The organism is Streptomyces sp. col6 (assembly GCF_008042035.1).
Classification (GTDB): Bacteria; Actinomycetota; Actinomycetes; order Streptomycetales; family Streptomycetaceae; genus Streptomyces.
Genome location: NZ_RDBL01000017.1, coordinates 8,385 through 20,510, shown reverse-complemented (window position 1 = coordinate 20,510; position 12,126 = coordinate 8,385). Strand labels below are relative to the sequence as shown.

At 73.8% G+C, this 12,126-nt stretch carries 9 protein-coding genes; 3 read left to right on the top strand and 6 right to left on the bottom strand.

Features of this window, described 5'->3' with window-relative positions:
• The 6 genes from EAO73_RS36095 to EAO73_RS25470 form a co-directional block, all read right to left on the bottom strand.
• The coding region (locus EAO73_RS36095; protein WP_191134218.1) for a hypothetical protein at positions 1 to 2,200 on the bottom strand (2,200 nt) is incomplete at its 3' end.
• A 208-nt stretch (positions 2,201 to 2,408) separates the two neighbouring features.
• A complete protein-coding gene (locus EAO73_RS36090; RefSeq protein ID WP_018519429.1) occupies positions 2,409 to 2,567 on the bottom strand; it encodes a DUF6760 family protein in 159 nt (52 codons plus the stop codon).
• Entirely contained in the window at positions 2,567 to 3,064 is a 498-nt protein-coding gene (locus EAO73_RS25485; RefSeq protein WP_147973919.1) for a hypothetical protein, read from the bottom strand. The genes EAO73_RS36090 and EAO73_RS25485 overlap by 1 nt, the downstream gene beginning before the upstream one ends.
• The gene (locus EAO73_RS25480) at positions 3,061 to 3,501 is read right to left on the bottom strand and encodes a phage tail protein (RefSeq protein WP_111337042.1); all 441 of its coding nucleotides are present in this window, start codon (positions 3,499 to 3,501) and stop codon (positions 3,061 to 3,063) included. Before EAO73_RS25480 ends, EAO73_RS25485 begins: the two co-directional genes overlap by 4 nt.
• A gap of 64 nt (positions 3,502 to 3,565) precedes the next feature.
• On the bottom strand, positions 3,566 to 5,092 hold the full coding sequence (locus EAO73_RS25475) for a phage tail sheath family protein (RefSeq protein ID WP_147973918.1): 1,527 nt from the start codon (positions 5,090 to 5,092) through the stop codon (positions 3,566 to 3,568).
• A 470-nt stretch (positions 5,093 to 5,562) separates the two neighbouring features.
• A complete protein-coding gene (locus tag EAO73_RS25470; RefSeq protein ID WP_147973928.1) occupies positions 5,563 to 6,876 on the bottom strand; it encodes a hydrolytic protein in 1,314 nt (437 codons plus the stop codon).
• 224 nt (positions 6,877 to 7,100) lie between these two features.
• On the opposite strand from EAO73_RS25470, the gene EAO73_RS25465 reads away from it, so the two are divergent.
• From EAO73_RS25465 to EAO73_RS25455, 3 genes are all read left to right on the top strand, one after another.
• Complete coding sequence (locus tag EAO73_RS25465) at positions 7,101 to 7,820, top strand: helix-turn-helix transcriptional regulator (protein ID WP_147973917.1); 720 nt, start codon at positions 7,101 to 7,103, stop codon at positions 7,818 to 7,820.
• A gap of 163 nt (positions 7,821 to 7,983) precedes the next feature.
• Complete coding sequence (locus EAO73_RS25460; RefSeq protein WP_147973916.1) at positions 7,984 to 9,543, top strand: hypothetical protein; 1,560 nt, start codon at positions 7,984 to 7,986, stop codon at positions 9,541 to 9,543.
• Between the two features lie 118 nt (positions 9,544 to 9,661).
• Positions 9,662 to 12,126, top strand: a 2,465-nt coding sequence (locus EAO73_RS25455) for a DUF11 domain-containing protein (RefSeq protein ID WP_147973927.1), incomplete at its 3' end; no start/stop codon positions are given.

Below are 12,126 nucleotides of genomic sequence, written 5' to 3'. Positions count from 1 at the left end.
GGTGGTGCAGCGTCAGTCGGACGCGCCCGCGTCGGCCGGTCCTGCGGTACGTCCTGCGCTGGGCGCGGGTTCGGGCGTGCTGCCCGCCGGGCCCGACCGGTCGGGCCAGTCCGCGCGGACGGCCGGGCCGGATCAGCGGCAGTCGGACGCGCCCGCGTCCGCCGCTCCTGCGGTACGTCCTGTGCTGGGCGCGGGTTCGGGCGATCCGGCCGCCGGTCTGCCGCTGGACCACGGGCAGGGGCCCGTCCCCGGCGGCGGGGGTGGCCCCCGCGCCCAGGGTGGGGCGTACGGAGGGCCCGGCGGCCGGTCCGGTGCGCGGAGGCGCCTCGCCGGCGGCCGGACCGGTCTGCGTCCCGCCGGTCGCGGGGGCGTCGGACTGCCGCTGCACGACGGGCAGTTCCGGCCCGGCGGCCGGCTCGCCCGAACGCGCACCGGGCGCGGGGGCGCCGGACTGCCGCCGGACCGCCGGCTGGGCGGTCCCGGCGAGCGGTTCGCCCGAGCGTGCGCCCAGCGCGGGGCGTACCGCAGGAGCGGGGGACGCGGGCGCGTCCGACTGCCGCTGGACCACGGGCAGGTCCGGCCCCGAGGACCCCGGCCCGGCGGCCGGCTCGCCCGAGCGGGCACCCGGCGCGGGGCGCACCGCAGGACCGGCGGCCGGATCGCCCGAACCCGCGCCCAGCACAGGACGTACCGCAGGAGCGGCGGACGCGGGCGCGTCCGACTGCCGCTGATCCGGCCCGGCCGTCCGCGCGGACTGGCCCGACCGGTCGGGCCCGGCGGGCAGCACGCCCGAACCCGCGCCCAGCGCAGGACGTACCGCAGGACCGGCCGACGCGGGCGCGTCCGACTGACGCTGCACCACCGGCAGATCCGGCCCGGCGGCCGGATCGCCCGAACGCGCACCCGGCGCGGGGCGCACCGCAGAACCGGCCGACGCGGGCGCGTCCGACTGACGCTGCACCACCGGCCCGGCGGCCGGGTCACCCGAGCGCGCGCCCAGCGCAGGACGTACCACAGGACCGGCCGACGCGGAGGCGTCCGACTGACGCTGCACCGCCCGCAGGTCCGGTCCGGCGGAGGACCCCGGGCCCGCCGTCCGCGCGGACGGGCCCGCCCCGGTGGGCCGTTCGCCCGCGTGGCCGCCCGGCGTGGGGCGCACCACAGGGGCGCCGGACGCGTCCGTGTGCCGCTGCACCACCGGCAGGTCCGGTCCCGAGGGCGCCGGACCCGCACCGGTGGCCGGGGCCGACCGGCCGTCCCCGGAGGACGGTTCGCCTGTACGCGCACCCAGCGCGGGGCGCACCACGGGGGCGCCGGGCGTGGCACCGGGCCCCTCCGGCGTAACGGACGCGTCCGTGTGCCGCTGGACCACCGGCAGGTCTGGTCCCGAGGCCACCGGACCCGCACCGGCGGCCGGGGCCGACCGGCCGTCCCCGGCGGCCGGTTCGCCCGTGCGCACACCCAGCGCGGGGCGCACCACGGGGGCGCCGGGCGCGTCCGTCTGCCGCTGGACCGCCGCCGGTCCCGTACCGGAGGACTGTTCCGGCGCGGGGTCGCCGCTCCCCAGGGGCTCGGCAGAGGTGTCCGCCCGCCGCTGGACCACCGGCATCTCCGCCCCGGATGGCACCGTGGCCGGGCCCGGCCGGTCGTTTCCGGAAGCCGGTGCGGCCGGCGGGCCACCCAGTGACGGGCGCACCGCAGGCGCGCCGGACGGGGCGGCCCCGCCACCGGCGGCCGGCGCGGGCACCCCGGACGACGGGACGGCGGACACCGTGCGCGGGGCGGCCTTCGCCGGGCGGCGGGCGATGGTCAGCGGGGGCGAGGTGCGCCGGGCCCGTACGGGCGCCGGGGGCGACGCGGGCGCGCCGGCGTCCCCGGACGCGCGGGTCGCCGACCCGGACACGGCCCGGACCACGCGCCGGGGGCCGGTGGGCGCCGGGCCCGTGCCCGTACCGCTCTCCACCGGGGCGGACGGCGTCTCCTCGCCCGCCGCGCGCAGCACCAGCGGTGCGGCGCCCGAGGGCGTACTGCGCGGGGTGCTCGGTGTGCGGGTCACCCCGCTCACCACCCCCACCGGGGCGGACGGCAGCACCGCGTGTCCGAGTTCGCCGTCGGTGTAGGCCGCGTTCTGCCACGACGCCAGACGGGACCGGAAGCGCAGGCCGTCGCTGACGCCGATCGAGGAGCGGGCGACGGTCACCGTCGGGGGCGCGACCCGACGCCACCCGCCGTCCCAGTCCGCACCGGGACGCGCGGAAGGAGCCGCCTCAGGGCCGGCCCCGGACTCCGGGGCCGGACCGGCCCCGGGGGAACCGTTCGCGCCACGCGGCGAGGGACCGGCCGACGCGTCCCCGCCACCCGGCCCGCTCGCGGGCCCCCGACGGAACCAGCCCCTCAACTCCACGCCCTCACCCGCTCTCGTTGACGCGGGTGTTGATCCGCGCTATCTCCCTCACCCACTCCTGTCGCTCACCATGGGTGAGGTCGAGGATCTCCTCGCGCTGCCAGTGGAAGTGGTAGGCGATGTACGCGAGCTCCTCCCGCAGCCGGGCAGGCGCGTACGTCACTATTCCCCCAGGCGTTCACCCGACAGGTCCACCTCGAACGAGCCCTGGCACAGCGGGCAGGTCACCGCGGCGTGCGTGTGCCCCTCGCTGTTGATGCGGCGGTAGAAGTCCTGGAGGAACGCCACGTCGGTGGCGTACATCCGCTCCACGACCCCCACGTGCACATCGGTGATCGAGCCGAGCCGGGTGATCACCTGGCTGAGCAGGACCACGCTCAGGTACGCGGGGTTCTCCTTGACCCGGAGGTCGATCTGCGGGCGCAGTTCGTCCCGGGCGGTGGCCAGCCGCATGGACCCGGTCCGGTGCACCTGGCCCTCGTCGTCCACGTATCCGCGCGGCAGCTCGAACTCGAACTCGGTCTGCATGCCGCCCCGTTCGGGCTGGCGCGCGGGCGGCGGCGCCGGGGTCTCCGGCGCCTCCCGCTGCGTGGGCGCGGCGGCGGCGAGGCTGTCCAGGACCTGGTCGAGGTCGCCGCCGGATACGGTCCTGCGCCTCATTCGACCACGATCTCCTCGAAGGTGATGGTGACCGTCTCGGTGGCCGCGCTGGACTCGCCCGCCTTCAGCGAGGGGCCCTCCCAGCGGCTGGCCCAGCCCTGCATCAGCTGGATGCGGCGGACGGTCTCACCCTTGGAGTCCTTGATCTCGATGGTGAGGTTCTGCCGCGCGGTGTCGACGGCGCCGTTGTTCAGCGTCTCCTTGATCCACTTGGTGAACTCGCTGCTCTTGTCGAGTCCCCGGGTGATCGTCACCTCGCCGGCCTGGCGTGCGCCGGGCTGCTTGCGGATGATCTGCTTGCCGGTGGAGGTCACCTGCCGGACCTCCACCACCTCCTCCTCGACGGTCAGTCCGCTGATCTCCTGGATGGACTCCACGAGATAGCCGCCGAGCTGCACGCCGAAGACGTGGGTGGAAAGAGCGTCGCCCTCTGCCATGACTCTGTGTCACCTGTTCCGTTCGCTGTCTGTTGCCTGCTGGGTCACCGCGTGACGGGGACGGTCACTCGTCCACGAGGCTGGTGCTGTCCGAGAACTGCGAGAGGCGGAAGACGACGAACTCCGCCGGCTTCACCGGGGCGACGCCGATCTCGCAGATGACCTGGCCGAGGTCGATGGACTCCTGCGGGTTGTTGTCCCGGTCGCACTTCACGTAGAAGGCCTCTTCGGCCGTCCGGCCGAACAGCGCGCCCCGGCGCCACTCCTCGGAGAGGAACGCGGTGACGTTGCGCCGGATGCTCGACCAGAGGCGGTCGTCGTTCGGCTCGAAGACCACCCACTGGGTGCCCAGGAGGATGGACTCCTCCAGGTAGTTGAAGAGCCGGCGGACGTTGAGGTAGCGCCAGGCCGGGTCGGAGGAGAGGGTGCGGGCGCCCCAGATCCGGATGCCCCGGCCCGGGAAGGCGCGCACGCAGTTGACGCCGATCGGGTTGAGCAGGTCCTGCTCGCCCCGGCTGAGGCGGAGTTCGAGGTCGAGCGCGCCCCGGATGACCTCGTTCGCGGGGGCCTTGTGCACACCGCGCTCGCCGTCGCTGCGCGCCCACACACCGGCGACGTGGCCGCTCGGCGGGATCAGGGTCTGCTGGCCGGTCGACGGGTCGAGGACCTTGAGCCAGGGGTAGTACACGGTCGCGTAGCGCGAGTCGTAGCCGGCGTCGTCGTTGCGCCAGGTGCGCACGCGCTGGGCGTTCATGCCGGGCGGGGTGTCCAGGACGGCGACCCGGTCGCCCATCTGCTCGCAGTGCGCGATGAGGGCGAGCTGTACGGCCCGGACGCCCTCGTCGTCGATGTCGCCGCGCTTGTGGGCGCTCATCAGGTCGGGGACGGCGACCATGGTGATCTCGTCGATCGCCTCCAGGGCCGCGATGCCGGTACGGGCCGAGGCGTCGCCCACGTACTCGGTGGGCCCGGTCCGGCCGGTGGCGCCGGCGTCCGGGGTGGCGGGCGCGAGCGTCAGGCTCTGCTTCTCGGGGCGGGTCTGGGCGGCGCCGGGCTGCTCGGTGACCTCGATGAGCTTGGACTGGCGGGCCTGGGTGACCAGGTAGCCCTTGACGTTCTTGCGTACGGAGGTGTCGAAGGTCTCGGCCACCTTGCCGCCCTGACGGACCAGCAGGCGGAAGCGGTCCTCCGGCGGGTTCTCGCCCTCGGCGTCGACGACCTCGATGGACAGGCCGTCACCGGCGCCCGGCCGGGCCGAGACCAGGAAGCCGCCGATGGCCACGGACGGGGCCGTCGCGGGCGCGGTGTCCTGGGCCGCGCCCTCGGCGGGGCCGCCGATCCGCACGATGTACGCGGCGCCGCCGCCGTTGCTGAAGAAGCCGTGGACGGCGAGCGTCAGATAGGTGTCCGGGGTGAAGGTGCCGAACGTCGAGACGTACTGGTCCCAGCTCGTCACCAGCGTCGGCCGGTGGAAGGGACCGGTCTCCGCGAAGCCGACGAAGGCTGCGACCGCGGTGCCGACACCCTCGATGGGCCGCGCTCCGGACTGCACCTCCTCCACGTATACACCTGGGGTGAGGTACGACGGCATGCTCGCTCCTTCGGCTGGTCAGTCGTTCGCCCGCCCAGTCTTGTCAGGAGATGTGCCGCGGCAGTAGGTCTCAAAGTCCTGGCCGGGGGGCAGGACCGCTGCCTTTCCGGGCCTGTGCGCCCCGTCACACGGCGCGAGGGATTAATTTCAGCCAGAAACTACTGGGCCTCCCGGCGGGATCGGCTGGATTTATCCGGTGCCCGCGGGGAACCGGATGAGGCCCGATCCGCTCCGCCGAGCACGGCCCTCGGTGGTCCAGTCCATTCACCGCACACGGAAATGACCGGGAATCACCCGGGAACCACCGCGATTCACCCACTGCCCGCACTCCGCGCATTTACGCGTCCAGCCCTTACGGGTGTGTCCGGGTGTGGGAAGGGACACACCCGGATGAACACACGGTGGCGCATCCCCGCAGGTGGGAAACCCGTCTGTTCACGTAGCCGGAACAGAACGACGGGTACCCGGCGCTATCGTTCTTCTCGCGCTACATCGCTCAGCTCGCCGCTCACATTGAGCACTTGGTGACATCCGGAAGCCTGCGTACCGGTGGCCGGAGTCCCAGGCTTGGAGCAGGTCACGGAAACGGTGACCGCCGCCTTCTCCGGAATCTGAATGGGGGTGACCCAGTGATAGTCCTGGTTCCTGAACGTCTCCAGCGCAATCGTGGTGATCTTCCGCTTGCCGAAGGAGATGGTCAGCAGCCCTTCGTCGCCCTGGAAATTGGCCACGACGATGTCCGTGACACCGAATGCCTTGCCTTCCGGGACCACATACGTGCCGGTCTTCCGGGCCCCCGCGCCCGTCTGGACATCGATGGTCTCGGAGCTCTGCTGGGGGTTCCCGCCACCGGTGCCGCCCGTACCGCCGGTCGAACCGGCACCGCCCGAGCCGCCGCCGGACCCGTCCGCGCCGGCCGTGCCGCCCTGGCCCTCGGGCTTCCCCTGGCCGCCGTCGGTGCCGCCGGACGCCGCGCCGTTCTGCCGGGGCTCCCGGTTCTCCTCCTGTGCGGCCTTCGCGCCCGCCTCCTTGGCGGTGCTGCGGACGGCGGGGCGCACCAGCGCGAACCAGGCCAGCAGCAGCGCGAGGATCGCCGCCAGCAGGATCAGCAACCACTTCGGCAGCAGCGGGAGTTGGGCGAACTCGCCCGGGAGGGGTTCCGGCCGTCCGGCGGCCCGGTCGTCCTCGACGGCGGCGCCCTCGGCCTCCGGCTCCCCGGCCACGACCTCGAACGGCCAGGCGGTGGGCGCGCCGAACCGGATCAGCTTGCGGGCGCGGACCTTCAGGCCCACCTCCGCGGACTCGCCCGGCTCCAGCCGCCGGCGCTCCGGCGTGAAGGCGAGGCGCAGTTCCTCTCCTGGCTGCCTGCCGCTCAGCGCGACATCCACGGGAGCGTTCCCACGGTTCTGCACCGCGGTCCTGAACCTGGCCCCCAGCCAGCCCCTGCGCCGTCCCGGCTCCAGCGTGGCCCGCAGCTCGCGGAAGGGCTCGACCACCACCGTCATCTCGGGGACGGCCACCGACTCGGGGTGCTCCGCGGGCAGGACCCGTATACCCAGGGGCTTTTCGCCCGCGCGGACCTCGTGGGACCGGGGCGGCGCGAACCGTACCGTGACGGTCTCGGAGGTACCCGGGTAGAGGGAGACCCGCGCCGGCTCGACCGTGGTCCACGCCGCACAGTCGCCGACCACGTCGAGGGTGTAGGCCTCGACGATGTCGCCGTCGTTGCGCACGGTCAGCGTGGTCGTCGCTTCGGCGCCGGGCGACACCGTCACCGTGGGCATGTCGAGTTCGGCAGATGTGGTCACGATGCGACGTTAGGCCGCGCCGTACTCCCGGCAGCAGGGGCGCGAGGGCAATGTGCGGGCACCGCGGGTGCCCCGGGGGCACACCCGCGCCGGCCACCCGTACCGCATCCCCGGGCCAGGTCGCCCTGCGCACGCGCGACGAACGCGTACGGCACCGGACGTAACGGATATCGGCGGAAGCGGCCCAGAAGGACGAGCACATGACCACGATGACAACTGACATGACAACGACAGGGGCGGGCGTCCACCCCCTCGATCCGCCCGGACACCCCGCACCCGGCACGCCCGGCCGGGCGCTCGAACGGGTCTCGGTGGCGGTGTACGCGGAGGACCTGATCCTGCGGACCGGGGTGGTGCAACAGCTGCGCACGCGCCCGGAGATCGAGCTGATACCGGACGAGGAGGCGGACCGCGCCCAGGTCTCGCTGGTGGTGGTGGACGTGGTGAACGAGGCCGCCGTCCAGCTCCTGCACCGCCTCCAGCGCAACACCGCCACCCGGACCGGCCTGGTCGTCGGCTACTTCGAGGCGGGCGCCCTCCAGACCCTCATCGAGTACGGCGTCGCCGCCGTGCTGCGGCGCGGGGAGGCCGACCAGGACCGGCTGGTGCACCTCGTCACGGCCATAGCGAAGGGCGAGGGGGTCCTTCCCGGGGATCTCCTCGGCAAGCTCATCGACCACGTCAGCAGCCTGCACCGCTCGGTCCTCGACCCGAGGGGGCTCTCGCTGTCCACGCTCACGACGCGCGAGGCGGAGATGATCCGGCTGGTCTCGGAGGGCTACGGCACCGCGGAGATCGCGCAGAAGACCTCGTACTCCGAACGCACCGTCAAGAACGTGCTGCACGAGGTCGCCACCCGGCTCAACCTGCGCAACCGGGCCCACGCGGTGGGCTACGCGATGCGGCACGGGCTCATCTGAGGAGCCGGGCGGGCACCGCGGGGGCAGCACGTGTTGCCCCCGTGGTTCACCGGCGCCGGCGGCAGGGCGGGGCGCGTGTCCCGGTCTCTGCCCCGGTGACCCTTGCCGTACGGGGGCCCCGCCGGGTCTGGTGGCGGTGACCGTTCGTCGAAAGGCATCCCCGTTGTCCCCGTCCCAGCGTGAGCACCGCACCGACCGGACCGCAGAGACCCGGCCCACCCCGGCGCGCGGCCCGGCCCCGGCGGAGCGGACCGCGCTCCTCGACGTCCAGCGCACCCTGGGCAACGCGGCCGCCCTGCACCTGCTCCGGCAGTCCGGTGCGCACACCGGTCACGCGCACACCGGTCACGCGCACACCGGGGCGGAGCGCGCCGGAGACGTACCGGTCCAGCGGTTCATGGAGCCGCGCGCGAGCGGGGACGCGGGCGCGTGGCGGCAGGCGGCCCTGGCGTACGTCCAGTCCGACGCGCAGCGCATCCTGGCGGACTACGCGCAGGTCGGGCTGGGGAAGAAGCTCAACAGGAAGCAGCTGGACAAGCTGCTCGCCGACCTGGGCATCGGGGGCGCCTGGCAGACCGTCACCCAGGCCGTGAAGGACGGGCCCGCCTCGGCCGGGGAGGGCGTCGACGCCTCGCTGACGACGGTCGTGCAGAACCTGAACATGATGGAGGAGGAGTGCGCGACGGCCGCCAAGGCCGGGGAGGAGGCGGATTACGCCAACCCCCTGCGGGACGCGGTCGTGGGCACCGAGTTCACCTTCACGGACGCCACGCTCAGCGGAACGGCCGGCGGCACCCCCCTGCGCGTGGACATCGGCGGCCTGACCGGGCAGGAGGACGCACGGGCGCGGGCCGCGATCACGTACGCCAAGGGCAGGATGAACGACTGGGCCGCGCGGGTCCGGGCCGCCGCGCTCCCGGCCGGGTTCTCGCTCACCGTCAGCGACACCACCGTCAAGGACCAGGACGCGAAGAGGTTCACGTACAGCAACGGCTCCACGGAGTGGTGGTGGGAGATCACCATGGACGACGCCTGCCTGGAGACCCGGACCGACCCGACCCCGGTCGCCGGGCTGCACGCCGCCCCGGTGCGCTTCATCTTGCGCAGCCATATCTTCCCGCTCGCCGAGGCCACCGGTCTGCACGTGGACCAGAGCATCGCCGGGGGCGGCGGACACCTCTCGCTGGACAGCGCGACGACGTTCGGCGGAAGCGTCGAGCTCTTCGTCCAGTCCATGCGGGAGTGGGAGACGCAGTGGGAGGACTGGGTCGCCCGGTTCGGCGCCGCACCGCGCGAGAAGGACGTGGTGAACGCGCCGTGGACCGGTGACCTCCCCCAGGGCGAGACCCATCTCAACGGGGTGCGGGCCGTCCTCGACGAGACCCTGGCCGACGCGCACCGGGGCGACGTGGACCTGCTCGGCGCGATCCGGCGCCTCCAGGCACACATGCAGGCCCTGCCCCTCCACCGGGACGCCACACAGAACCTGCGGGACAAGGTGGCCGACCATCCGGAGGACCGCCTGCACTACCAGGCGGTCAACCTGGAGCACATGGCCGACGCGAACCCGGCGCACCGCCGTGTCGAGTTCCGCGACATCCAGGCGCAGGACGGCTACGACCAGCTGATCGAGGACCTCCGGTACATCGGGTCCATGCTCCAGGGCGTCCGGGACAACGTCCGGGCCGAGCAGCAGACCCGCCTGGCGCAGCGCCACCCCTGACCGCCCGCAAAGGGCACCGCCTTTACCCCCGCCCCGGGTACTCCGGGCCCTGTTCCCCGGCCCCCTTACGCAGGATGCTCGACGTGGAGAACCATCGACCAGACTGTGAGGTGGACCCGTGGGCGGTCCTGCTGGCCCGGCTAGGGGCGCCCGTTGGCGTCGGCTCGGCGGTGCCGTTCTGCTGCTGACGCCGTTGCTGGTGGCGGGTTCCGTGTCCGCCCCGCAGGCACAGCCCGTGGCGGACGCCGCGGACGCGGCGGTGGCGGACGCCGGGCGCATCGCGTTCGCCGGGACCGGGCACCGCAGCCTGGGCCGGGTCACCTCGGAGACCGCCACCGAGGACCTGTTCGGCGGCGACGGCCCCGCGCACTACGACCAGGACGCGTTCGGGCGCGGCCAGGCACTGGTCTTCACGAGCCTGCGCGACGAGATACGGCCGCAGGTGTACCTGCGCGGCGCCGACGGCACCGTACGCAAGCTGACCGAAGGCATGGACGCGGCGCACCCCGAACTCTCCGCCGACGGGCGGACGGTGGTCTTCGACTCCCCCGGGAACGGCGGCCGCCGCGACCTGTGGTCGGTGGGCCTCGACGGCTCCCCGCCGCGGCAGCTCACGGACACGCCCGCCGAGGAGACGTCCCCGACGCTCTCCCCGGACGGCAAGCGCATCGCGTACGCGAGCGACGGCGGGCCCGAGCCGGGCACCCAGATCTACGCACGCGACCTGTCCGGCGGCCCGGTGACGTGCCTGAGCAACAGCGCCGAGGGCGACGCGGACGAGCCGGAGTGGAATCCGGTGGGCGACGACGTCCACCGCTCCCGCGTCTCGTACACGCTGCACGTCGAGCCGGCGTCCGACACGGACACCGGGCACCGGCTGCGGGTCACCGATGGGCCCGGCACCGCCCGCCCCGTGCTGACCGCTCTCGGCAACGACTGGGGCACCCGCTCCTCGGCCTGGCTGCCCGACGGCGAGGGCCTGCTCTTCCTCAGCCCCAACACGGACTGCGGCTGCTCCGTCTACGACCACGTCTACCGGATCGTGTCCCTCGACGACCCGGCCCCGCACATGGTGCTCACCGAGGACCGCGAGGTGCAGACGCCGGCGGTGCTCGGCTCCCCGGACTCCTGGAGCACGGTCGTCACCCGCCGGACCACGAAGGACGCCGCCCTGGTCACGCTCCAAGACATGCGGCAGGACGGCTCCGACCCGCGCGACCTGAGGCTCGACGTCCTGCGCGAGGACCCCAGGGCGAAGACCAACACCAGCGACGACCCCGCCGACGACCCGCTGTTCCACCCGGCCGAGGGCTACGACCCCTGGACCGAGCGGCAGACGTACACGCCCGACGGCCGCCGCATCGCCGTGACCCGCTTCGAGACGATCGACGGGCAGCGGGTGCAGCGGATCTGGCTCGCCGACACCGACGGGACGCACCCGGAGGCGATGAAGCTGGACGGGCGCGGTCCCCGGGACCGTGACACCGACCCCTCCTTCTCACCGGACGGCACCCGCCTCGCCTTCACCCGCTCCACGCCCGGCGAGAACGGCACCTGGTCCAGCCAGGTGCTCGTCGCCGAGGTGGCCACCGGGAAGATCACCGGCAGGGTCGTCCCGCCCGCGGGCGAGGTGCAGGGCGCCGACGCACAGCCCACCTGGTCCTCGGACGGCTCCACGCTCGCCTTCACCAGGGACAAGGTCATCCGGGGCCTCGGCGGCATCAAGCACGTGTGGACCGCCCCGGCGAACGCGCTCACCCAGCAGCTGGATCTCAGCGTCACCGGCTGCCCCGGCGAGTGCAAGGTCATCGACGACAGCCCCGCCTTTTCGCCCGACGGCACGTCCATCGCCTTCAACCGCAAGGACCGCGCCGACCAGATCAACCAGCGCGCCAGTGTCGTCGTCACCTCGCCGAAGGGCGAGAACTGCCGTGTCGTGCTGCCGTCCGGCCGGCGCGACGACCCCACCGCGTGCGCCGCGCGCATCCCGGACGTCGAGCTGACCGGCCCCTACCAGCCGCGTGACGTGGCGTGGTCGCCGGACGCCTCCCGGCTGGTGCTCAGCCACCGCCGCGACCGGGCGCCCAGCTCCCCGGAGCAGCTCTCCCAGCTCGACCTGGCCACCGGCACCCTGACCCCGCTCACCTCGGAGCTGCCGGGCCGGCAGAAGGAGCCCGCCTTCCAGCAGCAGGTGGACCTGACCGTCACCGCACCGCCCACCGCTCCCACCGTGGAGACCGGCTCCTCGGTCGACGTCACCGTCACCGTCACCAACCACGGGCCGGCCCTCTCGCCCGGCACCACGTTCACCGCCGACCTCCCGCCGGGCGTGCGCCTGGAGGAGCTGACCAGCACCGCGGGGCCGTGCACCCCGGGTTCGCCCAGCTGCGGCCTGGGGGTGCTGAAGCCGGGCGCCGAGGTGGAGGTCACCGTACGGCTGACCGGCGTCAGCAACGGCCCCTGGCAGCTCGGCTGGTCGGTCACCGGGGCCGTCGTCGACCCCAACCCCTCGGACAACGCCACCGGCACGGACATCCGGGTCCGCACCACGCCCGACCTGCCCAGCCCGCCGCCCTCCGGACC

Bases quoted from the DNA above. Each gene is read 5' to 3' on its own strand.
- EAO73_RS25470 (WP_147973928.1), bottom strand. From the start codon at position 6,876: ATGCCCACGGTGACGGTGTCGCCCGGCGCCGAAGCGACGACCACGCTG.
- EAO73_RS25485 (WP_147973919.1), bottom strand. From the start codon at position 3,064: ATGAGGCGCAGGACCGTATCCGGCGGCGACCTCGACCAGGTCCTGGAC.
- EAO73_RS25480 (WP_111337042.1), bottom strand. From the start codon at position 3,501: ATGGCAGAGGGCGACGCTCTTTCCACCCACGTCTTCGGCGTGCAGCTC.
- EAO73_RS25475 (WP_147973918.1), bottom strand. From the start codon at position 5,092: ATGCCGTCGTACCTCACCCCAGGTGTATACGTGGAGGAGGTGCAGTCC.
- EAO73_RS25465 (WP_147973917.1), top strand. From the start codon at position 7,101: ATGACCACGATGACAACTGACATGACAACGACAGGGGCGGGCGTCCAC.